The sequence below is a fragment of the Caenibacillus caldisaponilyticus genome (assembly GCF_002003465.1).
GTDB classification, from domain to species: Bacteria; Bacillota; Bacilli; order Bacillales; family Sporolactobacillaceae; genus Caenibacillus; species Caenibacillus caldisaponilyticus.
The window spans coordinates 1-20932 of record NZ_BDDQ01000060.1 but is presented as its reverse complement, the minus strand read 5'-3'; the positions used below and the strand labels follow the sequence as shown (position 1 = coordinate 20932).

Genomic DNA, 20932 nt, shown 5'->3' with positions numbered 1-20932 from the left:
AAACGTACATCCTCGACGTCCCAAATTCCAGTCCAACCATTCCGGCCAAAACGCCGGTGGAAGTCCGAAAAACGCTGGATGGCAGACTGTTTGTCTGGTACAAAGGTAAGCCCTACCCCTTGATGGAAGCAACCCGGAACAAAGCGGCAAAAACTCCTGAAAAGAAAAAGGAGAGCTCAGAAAAGAAATCGTACAAGCCAGGACCTGATCATCCTTGGCGCAAATATAGGCCCACGAATTCAAAGGAACTGAAACCGGCTTGAATGAACTGAGGTCAAAGTAAATATATCAGTGACATATTCACTGACGCGTTAGTATGACATTTTCACTGACGCTTGACAGCTGGACGGATCACATCAGGCCGGTTTCCGGCGCCGATCATCCCATCTTTACTTTGTAAAATCCGGCTCTTCCTTAGTTAGGATTTATGAAAGCGCAAACAAAAAAATACCCGACGACGCGCGCCGGGTCAATGGAATATGGATGGAGTGGAGAGAAACCATTTGTCTTTATTATAATGGATTCCGCCATAAAAAACAATCACTTTTCTAAAAATTTATTTCTGCGTTAATGCGGCAAAAAGCTCGGAAAAACCGGGAAAGGAAACGGAAACGGCATCGGCGCCATGGACGAGGACGGGATCTTCACAGGCTTGCGAGGCCACCGCCAGCATCATGGCCAAGCGGTGATCGCCGTGGGCGTCGACCTCTCCGCCCGTCATCAGCCGATCGGGTTCGCCATCAATGATCATGCCGTCGGTCGTTTCTTCGATCCGGACGCCCAATTTCTTCAATTCGCCGACGACGGTTTTGATGCGGTTCGTCTCTTTCACCTTCAATTCGCCGGCATCGCGAATCACGGTACGGCCTTGTGCGCGCGCGGCGACGAGGGCGAACACCGGGATTTCGTCGATCATGCTCGGGACGATCTCGCCGGCGATTTCCGTCGCGGACAGCGGCGCATAACGGACATCCAGATCGGCGACCGGCTCGCCGCCGACTTCCCGTTTATTCCCCGTTCGGATGTCGGCGCCCATTCTCTTTAACGCCTCTATAAAACCCGCGCGCGTCGGATTGATGCAAACGTTCCTTATGACAAGGCGGCTTCCGGGGGTCAGCGCGGCCAAGGCGATGAAAAAGGCGGCGGAAGACGGGTCGCCGGGCACTTTGATGCGGGTGGCCGTCAAGCGCTGCGGACCGATCACGCGGTGATGGCGCCCATCGGTTTCCACCCGGCCGCCGAACGCTTGGATCATCCTTTCCGTATGATCGCGCGACGGTTCCGGTTCAACGACTTCGGTCACCCCCTCGGTCTGCAAGCCCGCCAGCAAAAGGGCCGACTTCACTTGCGCGCTGGCGACGGGGGATATATAACGGATCGGCTGCAGCCGGCTTCCGATCACGGTTAAAGGCGCGTATTTTCCCCCCGCACGTCCGTAAAACTTCGCCCCCATTTGGCTTAAAGGCCGGGCGACCCGGTCCATCGGACGGCTGTTCAGCGAGCGGTCGCCCGACAACACCGAATAAAAGGGGCGGGCGGCGACAAGCCCGGTCAAAAGGCGCATCGTCGTTCCGGAATTGCCAACGTCGAGGACATCGGCGGGCTCCTTCAGCGCTTCATAACCGCGGCCGTGCACCAAGACGCGGTCCCCTTCCCGCTCGATTTCAACCCCCAATTGCCTGAGACACGACAGCGTATGAAGGCAATCCTCCCCGGTGAGAAAGCCGTCGATCACCGTGACGCCTTCCGCCATCGCGCCGAAGATGGCCGCGCGGTGGGAAATCGACTTATCGCCTGGAACGGAAATCTCTCCTGTCACGGGTTTCCCGCTTCGTCGATACTCGCGGACGGACATACCAACACCTCAATTCCGATGATCTAGATCGCTCAATCATTAACATAGGTGGCATAACCTTTTTTCTTCAAAAGCGCATCGGCCCGGTCACGAGCTTCCGCCGACGGAAAAGAAAGGCGCAATACGCCCCAAACATCTTCCCGCCATTCGATGACTTGAATGTTGGTCAAGCTCACGTTTCCTTCGGCGATCGCGGCCGTCACGCGCGCGATTTCGCCAGGCCGGTCCGGAATGTCCAGATAAAGATCGTTCGCCGATGGAATCGTTCCCTTTTGTTTGACCGGAAACTGATCGCGAAACATCTTGGCCTCAAGGAAAAACCGTTTGATGCCTTCCACATCGCCTTCTCTCAATAACTCTTGGATCCGCTCCATCCGTTCGCCCCATGAAGAGAAACAATCGATCAGAACGTCGCGGTTATGGTAGACGATATCCTGCCAAAGCAAAGGATCGGACGACGCGATCCGGGTGATGTCCCGAAAACCGCCGGCCGCAAATCGCGAGATATTTAAACCGTGATCGGGAAAGTCCTTTAATTCGTGGACGAGGGCCGCCGCGATCAGATGGGGGAAATGGCTGAGCACGCCGACGATGCGGTCATGGATCTCTGCATCGATCGTCAGGAAACGGGCACGCGTTCCTTTCAACCATTCTTTCAGCCTTTCGATATCTTCCGGCCCGGCGTGGCGGTCGGGGGTCAGAAAATAAAAGGCGTTCTCAAACAAATCGGCGCGTGAAGCGGCGACGCCGCTTTTGTGAGAACCGGCCATCGGATGGCCACCGATGAAAACGTAACGGTCCCCTAGCACGGCGCGGGCCCTGGTAGTGATCAAACGCTTGGCGCTCCCTGTATCGGTGATGAGCACATCCTTTTTCAACTCGACGGCGGCTAAGCGTTCAATCGTCTCGATGACCGCGCCGACGGGTGCCGCCAACACGATGAAGTCCGCCTCACGCGCTACGCTCTCGACGCTGTCCGCGCAGCGATCGATGACGCCGAGCGACAGCGCGCGTTGACGGACTCCGGACCGGACGTCATAGCCGATGATCGCCGCATTTTCATGAGCCATTCGAATCGCGCGGGCGATCGAACCGCCGATCAAACCGAGCCCGATGATGAATGCCGTCCGCTTCCGTGCAGAATGTGATTTTTCCATAAGACTCCCTTTCCTACACTTGCGTGTGTTCCTTGAGGAATTGTTTAAGGCCTTCGATGACGCCCAGGTTTTGTTCGCGCGTGCCGATCGTGACGCGAACGGCGTTCGGCACGCCGAGGGCCGTGCCGGCGCGCACGATATATCCCCGTTTAAGCAAATAGCCAAAAACCGCGTCTCCCGAACATGAAAATTGAATTAAGATAAAATTGCCTTGCGAGCGATAATAAGAGAGACCCGCTTCATCACAAAATTGATAATACGTTTCCAGCCCTTCGCGGTTGCGGCGGATCGATTCGCTGACAAACGCCTGATCCTCCAGGGCGGCCAGCGCCGCCGCTTGCGCCACCGCCGAGACGTTGAACGGTTCGCGCGCGGCTTCCAGTGCGCGAATAACTGCCGGCTGGGCGATCGCGTAGCCGATTCTCAATGCGGCAAGCCCATAAACCTTGGAAAACGTCCGCGTAACGATCAAATTGGGATAACGATCCATCAGTGCGATCGTATCCGGAAAATCGTCGGCCGTGACGTATTCATAATAGGCTTCATCACAAACCACGAACGTGTTTTCCGGCACTTGTTCCAGAAAATCGATCAATTCCTTTTCCCGAATGTATTCGCCCGTCGGATTGTTCGGGTTGCAAAGCCATACGATCCCGGTATTTTCATCGATCGCCTCCAACATGCTGTCCAGATCGTGGCGTCCGTTTTTCAGGGGGATCTCCCTGACTTCAGCGCCGTCGATGATGGCATTGCGCTTATAATTCGGAAACGTCGGATGCGCCATGACGCTGTTCAAACCGGGCGACAGGACGGAACGGCTGAACAAATGCAAAAGTTCGTCCGTTCCGTTGCCGAAGATCAACCGTTCCGGATCGATGTCCAAGCGGTCGGCGAGCGCCGCCCGCAAGGCCGACGCACGGCCGTCGGGATAAAGGGCCAGCGTCTTGAGAACCTCCTGTATGGCAGGCCCGACTTTCGGCGAAGTCCCGAAAGGATTTTCATTGGAAGCCAGCTTGACCACCTGTGCCAAGCCGAGTTCCGCCTTCACTTCTTCGATCCGCTTGCCCGGCCGGTACGGGGTCAGCCGATAAAGCTGTGGTTTCATGATCGTTCCCCCTGTGATGCCCCTTCAAAAAATCGGGCGGTTAAAGCCTGGCGAATCTCCTCGACGGCTGCCCGGCGCGCGTCCCTCTCCCTTAACCGTTCGATGCGCGCTTCCATTTCTTTGACGATCGCGCTGCCTACGATAAAACCGTCGACCGTTCCTCTGAGCGCTTCGATTTGCCGCCGGGAGGAAATGCCGAAACCGACGGCAATCGGGACATGGCTCGCCGAGCGGACCTGCGCCAGAAAGCGGTGAACATCGGGATGGAAATGGTCGCGCTCACCGGTGACGCCTAAAGATGAAACGCAATATAGAAACCCTTCCGCTTCGCGACCGATCCCGGCGAGGCGTTTCATGCTGGTCGTCGGCGCGACGAGCGAAATGTATTTGACGCCCGCCTCACGGCACCGCCTGCGAAGCGATACGCTCTCTTCAAAAGGCAGGTCCGGAACGAGCAAGCCGTCGATGTCGCATGCCTCGGCTTTTCTGAAAAAGCGATCTTCAGTTAATTGTAACAAAGGATTGTAATAAGTAAAGATAATGACCGGGATGTCGAGCCCTTTTTCCCGCATGACGGGAACGAGGTGCATGGCTTTTTCGAGCGACATCCCACTTTCTAAAGCCCGGATGGATGCGCGCTGGATGACCGGCCCGTCCGCAAGGGGATCGGAATAGGGAACGCCGAGTTCGATGATGCTCGCCCCGAGATCTTGAAGCATGAGCGCCATTTCCACCGTCGTTTCGGCATCCGGGTCACCGGCGGTGATGAACGGGATAAAATGCAGACCCGGCTTCCGCAAGAACACTTGATCGATCCGATTCACCGCCCATCCCCCGCTTTCATATAACGGCGAATCGTTTCGATGTCTTTATCGCCGCGGCCGGACAGATTCACTACGATCGAGCGCCCGGGGCCGAGCGCTTTGGCTTTTTTAATGGCCAACGCCACGGCGTGGGCGCTCTCCAGGGCGGGTAAAATCCCCTCCAGCCGGCATAAAAGGCGGACGGCTTCCAGCGCTTCTTCATCAGTTACCGGCTCGTAAACGGCGCGGCCGGTTTCGGCGAGAAAGGCGTGCTCCGGGCCGATGCCGGGATAATCGAGCCCCGCCGATATCGAGTAGGGTTCCATGATTTGTCCATCGTTATCTTGCAACAAATAGGTAAGGGAACCGTGCAAGACGCCTTTTCGCCCTTTGGCCAATGTCGCCGCATGATCGGCCGTTTCGATGCCCTTTCCGGCCGCTTCGGCGCCATACAGCAAAACATCGTCTTCAAGAAAAGGATAAAAGAGGCCGATCGCGTTGCTTCCGCCGCCGACGCACGCGACGAGCGCATCGGGCAGGCGGCCGAACTGTTCCTTTACTTCATCGCCGATGATGCGCTGAAAATCGCGGACGATCATCGGGTACGGATGCGGGCCGACGGCGGAACCGATTAAATAAAACGTATCGTCCACATGCGCCACCCAATATCTAAGCGCCTCGTTGGTCGCGTCCTTTAAGGTTTTCGATCCGCTCGATACGCGCACGACTTCAGCGCCGAGCTGTTCCATGCGAAAGACATTCAATTGTTGTCTGTCCATATCTTTTTCACCCATGAACACTTTGCAGGACAAGCCGAGGTAAGCGGCGACCGTCGCTGCGGCGACCCCGTGCTGGCCCGCCCCTGTTTCGGCGACGATCTTCGTCTTCCCCATTCTTTTTGCGAGAAGCGCTTGGCCGATCGCATTGTTTATTTTATGCGCACCGGTGTGGTTAAGGTCTTCCCTTTTTAAGTAGATGTCCGCGCCTCCGACGTGTTCCGACAAGCGCGCGGCATAGGTGAGCGGCGTCGGCCTTCCCGCGTAATCGGCCAGCGTTTTTTTATATGTCCGCATGAAAGTCTCATCGGCTCGTGCCGACCGATAGGCCGCTTCCAATTCTTCCAGCGCATGCATCAAGGTTTCCGGTACGTAGCGCCCTCCGAATTGTCCATAACGCCCGTTTTGATCCGGCCAGACATCATGCATGGTGCCCCTCCACCTTTCTTTCCATCTCGCGCATGAGCGCTGCGACTTTTGCTCCATCCCGCTCGATCCCCGATGCGACGTCCACACCGTCCGGGCGATAAGCGAGCAAGCGTTCAATGTTCGCGTTCGTCACGCCCCCGGCGATCAAACACAGGGCGCCCTGGCGGTGCGCTTCCTCCACATATTGCGGAACGTATGTCCAATCGAACGCTGCGCCGGTTCCGCCCCACTGATCAACGGTCTTCCGGTCGATGATATACCCGTCTGCCGCTCCCTCATACGCCGCCATCCGCCGCCATTCGCCTTCGCCGTGATGGATCGCCTTCCAGACGGTTTTCCGGAACAGCGCTTTGACCTTTTTGGTAAAAGCCGGCGACTCATCCCCGTGAAGCTGGATGACCGACAGATCGACATATCGGAGGGTGGCGGCGATGTCCGACAAATCCGGACGGACGAAAACGCCGACGAGACGCTGTTTCGCGCCAGGCGGCACAAGACGGGTCCATGCTCCGACGTCGCTGGGGGCGACATAACGTTGACTGCCCCGATAGAAAACAAAGCCGATATAGTCCGCCCGGCTTGCGGCGGCGAGGCGGTAATCGTCATAGCTGCGATGGCCGCAAAATTTAAGCACCGGTTTCATCGATCCGCCTCCCCAAACAACCGGGCGGCCCCTTCTTCGGGCGTCGCTGCCGTTACGAGCGCTTCGCCGACGAGGATGGCATCGACGCGTCCTTCGACCGCTTTTACGTCATCTTTCGTTTTAAACCCCGACTCGCTGACGATCAAACTGCCCGGGGGAAACCGATCAAAAAGCGTCGTCGTCGCCGTCAAGGACGTCTCAAAGGTGGTGAGGTTTCGGTTGTTGACGCCGAGGATCGCCGGCTGAAAGACGGCCAGGACCGCTTCCAATTCACGGAGATTGTGAATTTCCACCAAGCATTCGAGGCCGACGGCTTCCGCCTCTAAATACAATTCATAAAGCCGGGCGGGCTCCATGGCTCGCGCGATCAACAAAATAGCGTCGGCGCCGATCCGCCGGCTTTCCTCGATCTGGCGGCGGTCGATGATGAAATCCTTTCGCAAGACGGGCAAATCCGTCGCGCGCTTCACCGCCGTCAAATCGGACGGATGCCCGTTGAAAAAGACGCGGTCGGTTAAAACCGAGACGGCATCGGCCCCCGCCCGCCGGTAGGCTTGGGCGGTGCGGACGGGATCGAGGCCGGCGTTCAAAACGCCCTTCGAAGGAGAAGACCTTTTCACCTCGGCGATCAATCCAACCGAACGCCTTCGGTTCAGGAGAGCGGTGCGGAGGGAACGCCGATCGGGCAACTCGATTTCCTCAGGCATGATAAAGGCGCTGAGCTCTTCCCTTTTGTTTTTTAAAATGGCCTCAAGCATGGCGGACCGCTCTCCTTTTGGAGCGCAGCCGTTGAAGCTGCCGCCGGCCGACGCCGGAAGAAAGAGCGGCGCGCGCGAGGCGGACGCCATCGGCAATCGTCGCCGCCCTTCCCGCCACGAACAGGGCGGCACCCGCGTTTAACAACACGATGTCGCGCGCCGCGGGGTTTGCCTGATTCGCCAAAACCGCTTCGATCACTTGCGCGCTTTCGCCGGCGTTTTCCACCTGCAAATCGGAGAGAGCCCCGCGGTTCAACCCCACCGCTTCCGGCTCAACATCAAGAGTGGTGATGTCGCCGTGCTCGACGAGAAAAGCACGGGACGGACCGGTGATGGACAGCTCATCCAGCCAGCCGGAACCGGTGACGACAAGCGAACGCTCCGTCCCGAGGTTTCTTAAAGTTTCGGCGACCTTCCGCGCGGACGCTTCTTCATAAACGCCCAACAATTGCCGTTTGGCCCGCGCCGGATTCACCAAAGGGCCGAGCAAATTGAATACGGTCCGGAACCCGAGATCCTTTCTCGGACCGCTCGCATGCTTCATCGACGCATGGTAAAGGGGCGCGTACAAAAAGCAAATGCCGACCTCTTTTAGATCCGAGATGGCCGTTTCTTTGCTCTCGGCCATTTCAAGACCGAGCTGTTCAATGACGTCCATGCTGCCGCTTTTGGAAGATACGGCGCGATTGCCGTGTTTGGCCACCTTGACCCCCATGCCGCTTATTAAAATGGCAACCGCCGTGGAAATGTTGAACGTGGAGACGCCGTCCCCACCCGTTCCGCACGTATCGAGAACGTCCCCGCCGTCGAAACCGTCCATGTGCGCTCTTAACGATTCGGCAAAACCGGTCAATTCCGCCACCGTTTCGCCGCGAAAGCGCAAGATGGACAATAAACTTGAGATTTGGTTCGGCTTGGCACGCCCGTTCATCACCTCGTCCATCAGCGAACGGGCCTCTTCCCGCGACAACGTTTCGCGGTTCAGCAGGCGTTTGAGCACATCTTGGAAATCCATCGTTTTCCCTCCTGTTTCCATGGAGAGAACGAGTGGGAGAAGGATTGGTAGAGAGGAAGAGAGGGGGTAATAAAAAACCGACGGCGGAAAAAGGCCGTCGGTGTTGCCGTTCATGATTGGGCACTCAACTCTCCTTTACTCCGCTCACTCATTCTCTGCTCAACTCTGGCTCAACTCATCGGCTTTGACGGACGCTTGGCGCCGCCAAAGCGGATTCGGTTGTTTTCATCGTAACCAAAAAGGCCGGCGCTGTCAACGAATTTTCAAAAGCTTACGGATCATCGGCTCCGGAACCGACTCCAACCGAGGACGACCAATGCCGTTCAGCAAGATAAAGACCAATTGATTGCCTTGCCTTTTTTTATCCTTGCGCATGGCTTCGAGCACATCGTCCCCGGACAAATCGACGGGAATCTCCGTCGGAAGCTTTAAACGCCGGAACCATTCGCGGATGCCGTCGACATCGAGGCGCAACCCGTAAAAGATTTCGCTCAACCGCATGGCGAAAATCATGCCGATCGCCACCGCTTCCCCGTGCCTCAGGCGATCGTAACCGGATGCCTTTTCCAGCGCATGGCCGAGCGTGTGCCCGAAATTCAAAAACGCGCGGACTCCGGCTTCCTTTTCATCTTCCTTCACAATCCGCGCCTTCACGGCGATGGCCCGGCCGAGCCACGGGCGAATCGCCGCGGCGTTCAAGGCGGCCGCATCCGGCACGGCTTTTTTCAGTTCTTTATAAAACGACGGAGAATCGATGAGGGCATGTTTGATCACCTCGGCAAAACCCGAGCGCCATTCCCTCTCCGGCAGCGTGTCAAGCGTCTCCGTATCGTAAATGACGGCGCACGGATGGTAAAACGCGCCGATCAAATTTTTTCCGCTTTCATGGTTGATCCCGACTTTACCGCCCACGCTGCTGTCGTGGGCGAGGAGCGTGGTCGGCATTTGGACGTAAGCCACCCCGCGGAGATAGGTGGCGGCGGCAAATCCGGCGAGATCGCCGACGACGCCGCCGCCGAGGGCGATGATGAACGCGCGGCGATCGAGGTTGAGCCGGACGAGTTCGTCGATCACCCTTTTGTACGTCGCCAACGACTTCGCGCCTTCCCCCGCCGACACGACAAACGTGTAAACGGGCGCCGCGCCGGCAAGCGCCGCGACGACATCCGGGAGGTAAAGCGGGCCGACGTTGTCGTCCGTCAAAATAAAAAAGCTGGAAGCTCCGGATGGGATGAGTTCGCCTAAACGATGGCGCAACCCCGAACCGACATGGACCGGATAGCGGGCGGTCGCCGTTTCGATCACGAGCGTATCCATCAAAACTTCAGCGCCCATTCCCGATGGTTTTCCACCGCCGTTTTGATTTCGTCCATCCGATCGCCTCCAAATTTTTCGAGGACGGCACATGCGATTTCCCAAGCGACGACGTTTTCGCAAACGACGCTCGCCGCCGGGACGGCGCAGTTATCGGTGCGTTCGATGCTTGCTTTAAACGGTTCTTTCGTTTCGATGTCGACGCTGTCCAACGGCTTGTAAAGCGTCGGGATCGGTTTCATCACGCCGCGGACGACGATCGGCATGCCAGTCGTCATGCCGCCTTCAAACCCGCCCAAGCGGTTCGTCTTACGCGCATAGCCCGCCTCTTTTGACCAGATGATTTCGTCGTGCACCCGGCTGCCGGGCAGATCGGCCATTTTAAACCCCATGCCGAATTCAACGCCTTTGAACGCATTGATGCTCATGACCGCCATCGCGATCTTGGCGTCCAGTTTTCGGTCGTAATGGACATGGCTGCCGAGGCCGACCGGGACGCCGATTATGATCGTCTCAACGATGCCGCCGAGGGAATCGCCTTCCGCTTTGGCGCGATCAATCGCCGCGATCATCCGGGCCTCCGCTTCTTTATCAAGGCAGCGGACGGGCGACGCTTCCGTGCGCTCGCGCAAAGCTTGGAGATTCCCGTCCCATTCCGTCTCGTCTTTCACGCCGCCGATGGCCACGACGCGCCCGGCGATTTCGATGCCGAGCTCGCTCAAAAGTTTTTTCGCGACGGCGCCGACCGCCACCCGGGCCGCCGTCTCCCGCGCGGACGATCGTTCAAGCACGTCGCGCATGTCGCGGTGGCCGTATTTAATCGCCCCGTTCAAATCGGCATGTCCGGGGCGCGGGCGCATCACGCGCCGTTTCACTTGCTCCGGGTGTTCCACGGGTTCCGGACCCATCACTTCCACCCAATTTTTCCAATCCTTGTTTTCGATGACGAGCGTCACCGGAGCGCCCGTCGTTTTTCCATGGCGGACGCCGCTTAAAATGCGGACGCGATCGTTTTCGATTTTCATCCGCCGCCCGCGGCCGTACCCCTTCTGGCGGCGCTCAAGCTCGCGGTCGATATCCTCGGCCGCGAGAGCAAGCCCGCTGGGCAATCCTTCAATGATGGCCGTCAGCTGCACGCCGTGCGATTCCCCGGCCGTTAAAAATCGCATAAAAATGACCTCCCGTCAGGCGGAATCCTCCGCAGCCGTTCTTTTCGCTTAAACCGTCGGCACGCGCTGTCCGGAGGATGACGAACGGGCGGGACGGTCCGGGACCGAAGCGTGTCCGTCGCCCGTCGTCACGGCTTTTCGATAAAAGAACGTCGCGATGGATTCCAATCCGTATTCTCCTGGATTAAAGATTTGTTCCGTGCTGCCGACGAACAGCACGCCGCCCGGCCGCAACGCGTTTGAGAATTTATGATAGAGCGCAGCCTTCGCTTCGTCCGTGAAATAGATTAAGACATTCCGGCACACGATGAGATCAAAGCCGCTTTCAAAGGGATCGGCAAGCAGATTGTGTTTTTTAAAGCGGATGGGCGCCCGATATTCCGGCTTGATGCGAAACCCGTCCGCTTCTTTGTAAAAATAGCGGCTTCGTTCCGCCTCCGTCAATTCTTTCAGCGACGTTTCCCCATATACGCCGCGCTCGGCGGCCGCCAGCACCTTTTCATCGAGATCGGTGGCCAGGATGTCATAGCCGCCCGCGGGCAAATGCCGCGACAAAACAATGGCGAGGGAGTATGCCTCCTCACCCGAAGAACATGCGGCGCTCCACACTTTAAACCGCCCTGAACGGCCCGACAAGAGCGCGGGCAAGATGTCGTCTTCCAAGACGTGCCACCGCTGGCGATTGCGAAAAAATTCGCTGACGTTGATCGTCATCCGATCCAGGCAAGCCTTCATAATCTCGGGATCGCTTTCCATCATTCGAAAAAACTCATCAAAGGTGGCCGCTTGATATTTATTTTTTAAACTCGTGAGCCGCCGTTTCATCTGTTCTTCTTTATACATAAACAGATCGATGCCGGTGCGTGCCAAAATGTTCCGCTTAAAGCGTTCATAATCATCCATGAAAACGCCGAACCTCCCAAGCCCTTAAACCGGCTCAAGATTTTCCGAACAACAGCGCTCCCTTGACCCGCCGCGCGGAGGCTCTTTTCCTCTGAGCGGCACGCCGATGAGGCCGAAGGGAAAAACTTTGTCATGTTGGCAAAAAACCAGCCGAATGGCTGGTTTTCCATCGGCCGGACGCGCAACGCCTCAAGCCGATCAGCAAATATTAAACCCAACGGTCAATCGTTTTTTCGTAGTCGACCAGCTCGGATTCGTCGAAAAAGAGACCGATTTCCCGAGCCGCGCTTTCGGGGGAGTCGGATCCATGTATGACGTTTTGGCTGACTTTGACGGCAAAGTCGCCGCGGATCGTACCGGGAGCGGCTTCCGCCGGATTCGTTTTCCCCATCATCGCCCGCGCCGTCGCGATGACGCCTTCGCCTTCCCACACCATCGCAAAGACCGGACCGGACGTGATAAAGTTGACAAGCTCGCCAAAAAACGGGCGTTCCTTATGTTCGGCGTAGTGTTTTTCCGCCAGTTCACGGGAAATTTGCATCAGCTTCGCCCCGACGAGTTTGAAGCCTTTCTTTTCGAAGCGTCCGACGATCTCCCCGATGAGATTGCGTTGGACGCCGTCCGGTTTGACCATCAAAAACGTTCTTTCCATCTGTGTATCCTCCTTTTTCGATGAACCGTGTGCCTATCGGTTGCCCGTGATGTCACCGGTACCGAGGATAGTCTATCAAATTTCGAGCGATCCTGACAATTCAATATCGACGGCGACCGATGTTGTCGGCGATCGTGCGGAACGAGTCGACCAACGCTTGGTCAGGCAACCCGTCCAAGGCCGCATAAGCCTTCTGCAAATAGCGGTCGCTCAGTTTTCGCGACCGTTCGATGGCGCCGGACTCATTGATCAACCGGATGGCGGCGTTCCAACCTTCACCGGTAGCCTGCGCGGTTTTAAGCCGATTTAACAATTCATCGCGAATCTTGACGTCTTGTAAGGCATATAAAGCGGGCAGCGTGACGTTGCCCTGCTTGATGTCGCTGGCGGCTGGTTTTCCCAATTGCTTCTCAGTGCCCGTAAAATCCAAGATGTCATCGACGATCTGATAACTCATCCCGATGTAATAGCCGAATCGGTAAAGATTGAGCGCGATCGCCTCATCGGCTCCGGCGGCCACCGCACCCAACCGGCAGCTGATCGCCATGAGCAAGGCGGTCTTTCTTTTAATGCGCAACAAGTACTGACGAAGGTTTTGGTTCCAATTGTACTGGTCTTGAATCTGAACGATCTCGCCGAGGCACATCTCGCGAAACGCTTGGGACAAAATGCGATGGACTTCGGCGCTTTCCACTTCGCCGATCACGTTGAGCGCTTTGGCAAAAATAAAATCGCCGGTGTACATGGCGATGCGGTTGTCCCAACGCGCCTTGACCGTTTGCTTGCCGCGCCGCAGCTCGGCATCGTCAATGACGTCGTCATGAATGAGGGACGCCATATGGATGAGCTCCAGCGTGACCGCCACTCTATTGATATCGGGATGTTCGCGCTTTCCAAATCGGGCGGAAAGCAAAACGAACAACGGTCTGAGCCGCTTGCCGCCCGCCTTTAAGAGTTGATAGGCCGCTTGGCGCAAGATCGCCTGATCGCTTGATAAGACGTCTTCCAATTGCTTCTCAATGATTTGCAGATCGCTTTTTAATTCTCTGTAAATCTCCGCTAAACTCATAAAAACGTCACCTTTAAATGGGCCGCGCCCGGAGATAGCCCATCAGACGGGGGACGTCGGCTTTTTGCCGCAGTGAATCGCGGCGATCCCGCCTGTGAGCGAAATGACTTTCACGTCGACAAAACCCGCTTCGCGAAACATTCCGGCAAGCGTTTTTTTATCCGGAAACGATCTCGTCGACTCGTACAACCAAACGTACTCTTTATAGCTGCCGGCAAAAATTTTCCCGAGCAGCGGCATCACATATCGAAAATACAAAAAAAAGAGTTGGGCATAACCCGGAATCGTCGGCTGCGACGTTTCGAGACAGGTCAGCGTGCCCCCGGGTTTGAGCACGCGGTGCATTTCCTTTAGGGCCGTCATATAATCCGGGAGATTGCGCAGCCCGAACCCGATGGACACGTGGTCGAACGCATGATCCGGATAGGGCATGGCCAACGCATCGCCGCAGTCCAATTGGACGTTGCGCAGCCTTTCCCGTTCAAGTTTTTGCCGGGCCACCGACAACATGTTGGCGCTGAAATCCAAACCGGTCACCGAACCCGACGGCCCGACCGCTTTCGCCAGCGCCAGCGTCCAGTCCCCCGTTCCGCAACAAACATCCAACACGGACTGTCCGGGCTTGACGTTCATGGCAGCGAGCGCTTTTTTTCGCCACGCTTTATGCCGATTAAAACTGATCAATGAGTTCATGAAATCATATTTTTCAAAAATGGTTTCAAAAACGCGATGCACTTTTTCTCGTTTGGCTTCACTCATGGTCAACCTTCTTCCACCAGCTTCTTCCGGGACGAGAGGCTGTTCTCCAACTTGACCAGCAGGTTGTCGACGAACCACTCTTTAATGGGGGTCATTTTTTTTAGGACGGACTTCACTTCCGACTCCAACTCTTTGATCCAGACGGCCGCCTTTTCCAAAAAGGGATCGCGTTTATCCGGCCGGTCGGAAAAGAGCGGTTCGAGGAACGGGGTCGTCTGTCCGTTCAGGATTGCTTCCCTTTCGCGCACCAGGCGTTTCCGGGTGAAATAGGGCGTGATCAGCGGGGACCAGCCGGTCAATCCGAGATGGTCCGACACATGAAGAAGCAGTCCGGTTTCGATGAATTTCAGATGATCAAGAAAGCGGCTCCACTGCCAATCGCCGCGAATCAGCACGGTCTTGTGTTCATTCAGTTGCCGAACGGCCTCGGCAATCCGGCGGATGAGGGCGAAATCGCCGATATCGGCCAGCATCGCGTAGTATTGCGAGCTGTAATAGTCGCCGGCGAGTACGGTGAGCTGGCGCGGGCGGTGCGTGGACGTCTCCGAAGGGCGTACCCCGACCGTGTCGTGCATGTCCATCGCCATTTGCATGATCATGATCGCCGCAACATAATCGGACAGATTCCCATGCCTGTTGCTGTGTTTGAACATCGATAAGAGCACCATGATTTTCTCTTCATCGACTTCGGGTTTTTGGACAAAACGGTCCAGATAGGGGTGACGGGTTTTGTCGTAAATCTTCATCTTTATATCGCGAATTTCATTGTTCAAGATCATGGCATGTCCCCCATGCGATTCAAAGATGTCGGACCCGTGCGGCAAGGTGCTCCGACGCGTTGCCCGCGCCCCGAAAAACCTTCGTCAATTATAACATAATCTCGAAGGCGCCAAAAAGGCAAAGAGGAGAAAATACGCGTTAAAACGGGTGCGCGCATCGCCATCGAGCGTTGAACGAAAGACCTCGGCAGGAACCGGCTTCCTACGCCGGGCCGGCGCGAGCGAAACCGATAGCGTTCAATACGGAAGGCGCCCGCCTTACTCGCCGGATGTGATTTGTCCATGTTTCGTTAAAATTAACGCTTTCCCGCGAATTTTCACGGCCGAAGTATGCTCGGTAAATTGGGCGATCATCACTTCGCCTTTATCGAGCTTTTCCGAATGGTGAAAACGCGTGTCGGCTCCGCGGGTCAAGCCGTTGACGTTCACGCCGTTTTCAAGCGCTTTAATGACAAAAAAATCACCGAATACATAAGCGTCTTCTTTCATAACATCCTCCAATGCTCCGTCATCCTTTGATCAACATCATCGCTTCAGATCGGGCCGACGGGTCTTTGGCAAAAACGCCTCTGACCGCGGAAGTCACCGTCTTCGCGCCGGGTTTCTTGATCCCGCGCATCGTCATGCATAAATGTTCCGCTTCAACGACGACGATGACGCCGTGAGGATCGAGGGTTTCCACGATGGCGTCCGCGATCGTCGTCGTAATTCGCTCTTGAAGCTGCGGGCGGCGGGCGACCGATTCAACCGCGCGGGCCAATTTGCTCAAGCCCGTGACCTTGCCGCCGCGGGGTATGTAACCGACATGGGCTTCGCCATAAAAAGGGACAAGATGGTGTTCGCACATGGAGTAAAAAGGTATATTTTTCACCAAAACAAGCTCTTCGTGATCTTCTCCGAAAATCGTGGAAAAATACTCTTTCGGATCTTGATCAAGGCCTTGAAAAATTTCTTCGTACATCCGCGCCACCCGCTTGGGCGTGTCGACGAGGCCTTCGCGCTGTGGATCTTCACCGATGGCTTCAAGCAACATGACGACCGCTTTTTCTATTTTCTCATGATCTACCTTCACGGTCGACCCTCCAATCTACACAAACACGCTCGATGTCAATGAAATTCTATCACACTCCCCATCAGTAAGCAAAAATTTCTGACCGTCCCGGCACGCGGCGCCACCGGGCCGAAAAGGAAAAAAAGAGCCACCCGACGGTGACTCTTTCTTTCGCCCTATGTATATTATTTGACAGCATCTTTAAGGGCCTTGCCGGGTTTAAAAGCCGGCACCTTGCTCGCAGGAATTTGGATTTCTTCCCCGGTTTGCGGGTTACGACCCTTACGAGCTGAACGTTCACGCACTTCAAAGTTTCCAAAGCCGATGAGTTGAACTTTGCCGCCTTCTTGGAGCGTTTTGGTGATCGCAGCGAAAACCGACTCGACGGCTTTCGTCGCGTCTTTTTTGGACAATTGAGTCGCTTCAACGACCGCATTGATGAGTTCCGCTTTATTCAAAGCCTTCACCTCCCTTTGAAAGGTTCAGCTCCGTCTGTTCGACAAAAGCCGATTCAAGGCTATCTTAAAGGATGACACAAAATATTTCAATGTCTTTTTCGCCAAAATATCTCAAATGTGATCGCGCTGCCCCGCTCTTCCATCCGCCTCTGAAACCGGAAAGGACCTTGAAGGGAGGCGAATCGGATGCCCGATGCCGCCGGTTTGGATCAAACCGAAGCCCTGATTTCGAGAAAAAGAAAAAGACCCTCTTTTCCAGAGAGTCGGCTTTTATAAGATAATGGCGATGAGTCCGCCGGAACCTTCGTTAATGATGCGCTCAAGCGTTTCTTTCAGTTTATAGCGGGCGTTTTCCGGCATGAGCGCCAGTTTTGCGGAAATGCCTTCGCGCACGATCGAGTTGAGCGAGCGTCCGAAGATGTCGGAATTCCAGATGGACAGCGGATCATCTTCAAAATCCTGCATGAGATAGCGGACGAGCTCCTCGCTTTGCTTTTCCGTGCCGATGATCGGTGCGAATTCGGACTGGACGTCGACCTTGATCATGTGAATCGATGGAGCGACGGCTTTGAGGCGAACGCCGAAGCGGGAACCCTGGCGGATGATTTCGGGTTCATCGAGGCTCATGTCGTTGATGGACGGAGCAGCGATGCCGTATCCGGTTTGCTTCACCATTCGCAAAGCATCGGCGACTTGGTCGTATTCGCGCTTGGCAAAGGCGAACTCTTGCATGAGCTGAAGCAAATGGTCCTTGCCGCGAATCTCCACGCCGACGACCTCTTTTAACACTTGGTCATACAAATCGTCCGGCGCATACAGATCAATTTCCGCAATGCCCTGGCCCATTTCCATACCGGCCAGTTCGGCGTTTTCGATAAACTCATACTCCCGGAAGTTGCCGACGACGCGATCGACGTCGCGCAGCCGTTTGATGTCTTTGACCGTGTTTTTGACGGCCTCTTCGTAACTCGAGCGCAGCCAATGGTCGTCGCGGAGCACCATGACCCAGCTCGGCAGATTGACGTTGACCTCAAGGACCGGAAATTCGTAGAGCGCCTCGCGCAAGATATTGTTGATGTCGTGCTCGGTCATATTTTCCACGCTTTGAACCAACACCGGGATGTCGTATTTTTCTTCCAGTTCCTTGCGCAGCGCTTGCGTGTCCGGGTGGAGCGGATGCGTCGAATTGACGATCATGATAAACGGCTTGCCGACTTCCTTCAATTCCTCAATGACGCGCTCTTCGGCTTCCACATAGTCATCCCGGGCGATTTCGCCGATGGATCCGTCGGTCGTGACGACGACGCCGATCGTGGAATGCTCCTGGATGACTTTTCGCGTGCCGATTTCCGCTGCTTCTTGAAAAGGTATCGGCTCATCGTACCAAGGGGTATGCACCATGCGCGGCCCGTTTTCATCCTCAAAGCCTTTGGCGCCTTGCACGGCATAACCGACGCAGTCCACGATCCGAATGTTGACTTCCAACGCTTCATCGACTTTGACCGCCACGGCATGGTTCGGAACGAATTTCGGTTCCGTCGTCATGATTTGTCGACCCGCCCCGCTCTGCGGCAATTCATCTTGCGCCCGAGCCCTCTCCGCTTCATTTTCGATATTCGGGAGCACGACGAGTTCCATGAATTTTTTTATAAAAGTCGATTTCCCCGTCCGCACGGCGCCGACGACGCCAAGATAGATGTCCCCGCCCGTGCGCTCCGCGATATCCTTAAAAATATCGACTCTTTCCAAACTGAACCCTCCCGATCAACATAATCATGAAAAGCCATGTCAGATACTATATAACTATGACTTTGTCCAACAATTATGTCATGTTGTTAAAACGTCCGGATTCGAACGCAAAAAACCTCTCCCAATAAAGATATTCGGGAGAGGGAAAATCATGATTGTTTTTAAGAGATGAGCCCCGCGAACCGTCATCGTCATTTGGCCATGAAGACGACTTCGCCTTTTTTCAGCGTGTACGGGAGGGAATCCACGGGAACGTACGGGCTGCGCTTGACGAGCAAGGCGCGCAAATCCGTGCCTTCCGGAGGGGTCTTGTCCAATTTTTTTACGGCATCATAGATGTCCGGCAAATAATTGATATAGACTTTGGAATTTTTATCTAGAACAAAGCCGAGCGGCCGGCCGCTGTACGGACTCCGGACGGTCGGCGGTTTTTTATAGCCGATTTGGCGGAAATTGATGGAAAACACCCCGTCGTCCACGATGGCTTTGATGGGCGAAAAACCGTGCTGCATCCGAAACAAGTTAATTTTCTCTTGAATTTCATCGACCTTGTTGGCAAGGGTGAGATCCAAAACCTTCACGGTCGGGTCGGTCTCCGCATTCACTAGGACATACAGGAAAATGCCTCCCTGTTCATAGGCGTTCTCCGGCGGATTGCCCATGTATTTGCCGACCAGCTTGTCAAAATCGATCGGATACTTTTCATAGATCGGCGTCTTCTCCGTACTGTTTTTGATCGGAAGCACGCCCGTGTCCTTCTTGAAGGCGTCGACCGCCCGTTGCACGGCGGACAGGTCGGATTCATAAGCGACATGGTTTTGCGCCCGTTCGCTGCCGGGATTCAAACACCCCGTCAAAGCGAAGAGCACCATCAGCAGAACTATGTACTTGACAGGACGCAACATGGCGGTCATCCTTTACCTCGCGGGCGGGTGCCGTACACCCGTCCATGGTGGGATCGCTTTCAAATTTCTTAAACACATCAACCCGGCCCCGACAGGACGACGAGAAGCATGAGGCCGGCGGCAAAGATCAGGCACGCATAGGCGAGCAGCGAAAACAAAAACCGGAAAAAGCCTTTCAATTTGGCGCGCGCCCACATGATGATCAGGGCCGCGGCGATCATCATGCCCATCGCGACAAACGAGAGCCACATCTTCGCAAGTCCGGGTGTCATCCGATAACCTCCAATCCTCCCAGTATTCTAACACGATTTGACCGCTGAATAAAGGCTTCGCCGGGCGGATTCAAGAAGCGCGAGCGGGCGACGGCAAAAATAAAAGGACCGAAAGAGACGAACGCCTCCTTTCGGCCGGTGACTAAAACCTTCCGTGCTTAACAGCCCTTTAAAACGTAAATAGATATCTATCTTCCCTATACCGTATGCCGCAGCTCGACGTCTTGCCGCTGGCGTTGGCCCAGATTTTTTATCTTTTATCAAACATCTTGGCCAAGGAAGAGAAATTCATGGGGACTTTATTGTTCAAAATGGCTTGGACAATTTTATCCTCTTTCTCCTTAGAAACGTTTACGTTGGCCAAACCCGCCACGCGGGCGACGATGTTTCTCACGGTCGCCTCATCTTGAAAATCCGCATTGGCGATCGATTGCGCGAGCTGAAAGATATCCTCTCTACTTACGTTGGTCACCTTTTCAATGTGATCGAAAAACGGGTGATTCGGATCCATGAAAGCCCTCCTTTTCCGAGCGTTCACGACATTATATGGCCGCTGGACTTTCATGGTGAGTCCGAAGTGAACCGCTTTTTAAAACGGGCGTCCTTGGATCTTGCGCCTGAGCATTTCCGCAATGTCTTTGTTTTCGTTCCGTTTGTTTCTGCCCATCAAATCATCGACCGCTTGCCGCGGATCTTTTCCCTCAAATAATACGCCGTAAAGCGCTTCGGTGATCGGCATTTCCACGCCGACTTTGCGCGCCAAGTGATAGGCGGCCTCCGTCGTCCGCACGCCTTCGACGACCATGCCCATCTTGTCCAACGTTTCCTCCAAGGAATGGCCTTTGCCGAGCATGTGGCCCGCCCGCCAATTGCGGCTGTGCACGCTGGTGCACGTGACGATCAAGTCGCCCATGCCGGCGAGTCCGGTAAACGTCAAGGGATGGGCGCCCATTTTAACGCCGAGCCGCGTGATTTCCGCCAAGCCTCTCGTAATCAAAGCCGCCTTGGCGTTGTCTCCGTATCCGAGCCCGTCGGAAATTCCGGCTCCGAGCGCGATGATGTTCTTCAACGCGCCGCCGAGCTCGACGCCGATCATGTCATCATTCGTGTACACCCTGAAGTTTTGGTTGATGAAGAGATCTTGTACAGCCCTGGCGGCTTCGGCGTTCCGCGACGACACGGCGACGGTCGTCGGCTTGCGCCGGCACACCTCTTCCGCATGGCTCGGCCCGGAAAGGACGCAAACCGCTTTGCGCAACGGCTCCGGGATTTCCTCTTCTATGATTTCCGAAATGCGCTTCGAAGTATGCG

General features: G+C 55.6%; 23 protein-coding genes and 1 pseudogene. 1 reads left to right on the top strand and 23 read right to left on the bottom strand.

From position 1 onward, the window contains the following. Nucleotides 1-263 (top strand): annotated as a pseudogene (locus CCB157_RS17685) (ISNCY family transposase); the annotation flags it as partial. A 293-nt stretch (nt 264-556) separates the two neighbouring features. Here CCB157_RS17685 and aroA read toward each other — a convergent pair. The 23 genes from aroA to CCB157_RS14410 form a co-directional block, all read right to left on the bottom strand. After that, nucleotides 557-1855: a 3-phosphoshikimate 1-carboxyvinyltransferase gene (gene aroA, locus CCB157_RS14520; protein ID WP_077616594.1), complete on the bottom strand. Its 1299-nt coding sequence runs from the start codon at nt 1853-1855 to the stop codon at nt 557-559. A gap of 32 nt (nt 1856-1887) precedes the next feature. Then, complete coding sequence (locus tag CCB157_RS14515; protein WP_077616593.1) at nt 1888-3012, bottom strand: prephenate dehydrogenase; 1125 nt, start codon at nt 3010-3012, stop codon at nt 1888-1890. Between the two features lie 13 nt (nt 3013-3025). Further along, nucleotides 3026-4117: a histidinol-phosphate transaminase gene (hisC, locus tag CCB157_RS14510; protein WP_077616592.1), complete on the bottom strand. Its 1092-nt coding sequence runs from the start codon at nt 4115-4117 to the stop codon at nt 3026-3028. Continuing rightward, entirely contained in the window at nt 4114-4941 is an 828-nt protein-coding gene (gene trpA, locus CCB157_RS14505; RefSeq protein WP_077616591.1) for a tryptophan synthase subunit alpha, read from the bottom strand. The genes hisC and trpA overlap by 4 nt, the downstream gene beginning before the upstream one ends. Continuing rightward, nucleotides 4938-6125 carry a tryptophan synthase subunit beta gene (trpB, locus tag CCB157_RS14500; protein WP_077616590.1) on the bottom strand — a complete coding sequence of 396 codons (1188 nt, stop codon included), beginning with the start codon at nt 6123-6125 and terminating at the stop codon, nt 4938-4940. The genes trpA and trpB overlap by 4 nt, the downstream gene beginning before the upstream one ends. Further along, a complete protein-coding gene (locus CCB157_RS14495) occupies nt 6118-6768 on the bottom strand; it encodes a phosphoribosylanthranilate isomerase (protein ID WP_077616589.1) in 651 nt (216 codons plus the stop codon). The genes trpB and CCB157_RS14495 overlap by 8 nt, the downstream gene beginning before the upstream one ends. Next, the gene (locus CCB157_RS14490) at nt 6765-7526 is read right to left on the bottom strand and encodes an indole-3-glycerol phosphate synthase TrpC (protein WP_077616588.1); all 762 of its coding nucleotides are present in this window, start codon (nt 7524-7526) and stop codon (nt 6765-6767) included. Before CCB157_RS14490 ends, CCB157_RS14495 begins: the two co-directional genes overlap by 4 nt. Further along, entirely contained in the window at nt 7519-8526 is a 1008-nt protein-coding gene (gene trpD / locus CCB157_RS14485; protein WP_077616597.1) for an anthranilate phosphoribosyltransferase, read from the bottom strand. Before trpD ends, CCB157_RS14490 begins: the two co-directional genes overlap by 8 nt. 267 nt (nt 8527-8793) lie before the next feature. After that, nucleotides 8794-9876 carry a 3-dehydroquinate synthase gene (gene aroB, locus CCB157_RS14480; protein WP_238594731.1) on the bottom strand — a complete coding sequence of 361 codons (1083 nt, stop codon included), beginning with the start codon at nt 9874-9876 and terminating at the stop codon, nt 8794-8796. Beyond that, complete coding sequence (aroC, locus tag CCB157_RS14475) at nt 9858-11024, bottom strand: chorismate synthase (protein ID WP_077616586.1); 1167 nt, start codon at nt 11022-11024, stop codon at nt 9858-9860. Before aroC ends, aroB begins: the two co-directional genes overlap by 19 nt. Before the next feature lie 48 nt (nt 11025-11072). Further along, complete coding sequence (locus CCB157_RS14470; RefSeq protein WP_077616585.1) at nt 11073-11927, bottom strand: CheR family methyltransferase; 855 nt, start codon at nt 11925-11927, stop codon at nt 11073-11075. 208 nt (nt 11928-12135) lie between these two features. Continuing rightward, nucleotides 12136-12579 carry a nucleoside-diphosphate kinase gene (gene ndk, locus CCB157_RS14465; RefSeq protein WP_077616584.1) on the bottom strand — a complete coding sequence of 148 codons (444 nt, stop codon included), beginning with the start codon at nt 12577-12579 and terminating at the stop codon, nt 12136-12138. Between the two features lie 100 nt (nt 12580-12679). After that, nucleotides 12680-13648 (bottom strand): heptaprenyl diphosphate synthase component II, encoded by a 969-nt coding sequence (gene hepT / locus CCB157_RS14460; protein WP_077616583.1) that lies wholly within the window; start codon nt 13646-13648, stop codon nt 12680-12682. A gap of 42 nt (nt 13649-13690) precedes the next feature. Beyond that, nucleotides 13691-14407: a demethylmenaquinone methyltransferase gene (locus CCB157_RS14455; protein ID WP_077616582.1), complete on the bottom strand. Its 717-nt coding sequence runs from the start codon at nt 14405-14407 to the stop codon at nt 13691-13693. A gap of 2 nt (nt 14408-14409) precedes the next feature. Continuing rightward, a complete protein-coding gene (locus CCB157_RS14450; RefSeq protein ID WP_077616581.1) occupies nt 14410-15186 on the bottom strand; it encodes a heptaprenyl diphosphate synthase component 1 in 777 nt (258 codons plus the stop codon). Between the two features lie 258 nt (nt 15187-15444). Then, nucleotides 15445-15675, bottom strand: a complete 231-nt coding sequence (gene mtrB / locus CCB157_RS14445; protein WP_077616580.1) for a trp RNA-binding attenuation protein MtrB — start codon at nt 15673-15675, stop codon at nt 15445-15447. Nucleotides 15676-15694: 19 nt separating this feature from the next. Then, on the bottom strand, nt 15695-16258 hold the full coding sequence (folE, locus tag CCB157_RS14440; RefSeq protein ID WP_274519640.1) for a GTP cyclohydrolase I FolE: 564 nt from the start codon (nt 16256-16258) through the stop codon (nt 15695-15697). A gap of 164 nt (nt 16259-16422) precedes the next feature. Next, entirely contained in the window at nt 16423-16695 is a 273-nt protein-coding gene (gene hbs / locus CCB157_RS14435; protein ID WP_158077338.1) for a non-specific DNA-binding protein Hbs, read from the bottom strand. Between the two features lie 270 nt (nt 16696-16965). Then, nucleotides 16966-18444, bottom strand: coding sequence for a stage IV sporulation protein A (gene spoIVA, locus CCB157_RS14430; RefSeq protein WP_077616578.1), 1479 nt, complete (start codon nt 18442-18444; stop codon nt 16966-16968). 191 nt (nt 18445-18635) lie between these two features. Next, a complete protein-coding gene (locus CCB157_RS14425) occupies nt 18636-19349 on the bottom strand; it encodes a YphF family lipoprotein (protein WP_077616577.1) in 714 nt (237 codons plus the stop codon). Nucleotides 19350-19426: 77 nt separating this feature from the next. Next, a complete protein-coding gene (locus CCB157_RS14420) occupies nt 19427-19621 on the bottom strand; it encodes a DUF2768 domain-containing protein (protein ID WP_077616576.1) in 195 nt (64 codons plus the stop codon). A 250-nt stretch (nt 19622-19871) separates the two neighbouring features. Beyond that, nucleotides 19872-20132 (bottom strand): stage VI sporulation protein F, encoded by a 261-nt coding sequence (locus CCB157_RS14415; protein WP_077616575.1) that lies wholly within the window; start codon nt 20130-20132, stop codon nt 19872-19874. 78 nt (nt 20133-20210) lie between these two features. Further along, nucleotides 20211-20932 (bottom strand): NAD(P)H-dependent glycerol-3-phosphate dehydrogenase (locus CCB157_RS14410; protein ID WP_143287076.1); only part of this gene is annotated, 722 nt, incomplete at its 5' end.

Coding starts and splice junctions, on each gene's coding strand:
- aroA (WP_077616594.1), bottom strand. CDS start 1,855: ATGTCCGTCCGCGAGTATCGACGAAGCGGGAAACCCGTGACAGGAGAG.
- CCB157_RS14515 (WP_077616593.1), bottom strand. CDS start 3,012: ATGGAAAAATCACATTCTGCACGGAAGCGGACGGCATTCATCATCGGG.
- hisC (WP_077616592.1), bottom strand. CDS start 4,117: ATGAAACCACAGCTTTATCGGCTGACCCCGTACCGGCCGGGCAAGCGG.
- trpB (WP_077616590.1), bottom strand. CDS start 6,125: ATGCATGATGTCTGGCCGGATCAAAACGGGCGTTATGGACAATTCGGA.
- CCB157_RS14495 (WP_077616589.1), bottom strand. CDS start 6,768: ATGAAACCGGTGCTTAAATTTTGCGGCCATCGCAGCTATGACGATTAC.
- CCB157_RS14490 (WP_077616588.1), bottom strand. CDS start 7,526: ATGCTTGAGGCCATTTTAAAAAACAAAAGGGAAGAGCTCAGCGCCTTT.
- aroB (WP_238594731.1), bottom strand. CDS start 9,876: ATGGGCGCTGAAGTTTTGATGGATACGCTCGTGATCGAAACGGCGACC.
- aroC (WP_077616586.1), bottom strand. CDS start 11,024: ATGCGATTTTTAACGGCCGGGGAATCGCACGGCGTGCAGCTGACGGCC.
- CCB157_RS14470 (WP_077616585.1), bottom strand. CDS start 11,927: ATGGATGATTATGAACGCTTTAAGCGGAACATTTTGGCACGCACCGGC.
- ndk (WP_077616584.1), bottom strand. CDS start 12,579: ATGGAAAGAACGTTTTTGATGGTCAAACCGGACGGCGTCCAACGCAAT.
- hepT (WP_077616583.1), bottom strand. CDS start 13,648: ATGAGTTTAGCGGAGATTTACAGAGAATTAAAAAGCGATCTGCAAATC.
- CCB157_RS14455 (WP_077616582.1), bottom strand. CDS start 14,407: ATGAGTGAAGCCAAACGAGAAAAAGTGCATCGCGTTTTTGAAACCATT.
- CCB157_RS14450 (WP_077616581.1), bottom strand. CDS start 15,186: ATGATCTTGAACAATGAAATTCGCGATATAAAGATGAAGATTTACGAC.
- mtrB (WP_077616580.1), bottom strand. CDS start 15,675: ATGAAAGAAGACGCTTATGTATTCGGTGATTTTTTTGTCATTAAAGCG.
- CCB157_RS14425 (WP_077616577.1), bottom strand. CDS start 19,349: ATGTTGCGTCCTGTCAAGTACATAGTTCTGCTGATGGTGCTCTTCGCT.
- CCB157_RS14420 (WP_077616576.1), bottom strand. CDS start 19,621: ATGACACCCGGACTTGCGAAGATGTGGCTCTCGTTTGTCGCGATGGGC.
- CCB157_RS14415 (WP_077616575.1), bottom strand. CDS start 20,132: ATGGATCCGAATCACCCGTTTTTCGATCACATTGAAAAGGTGACCAAC.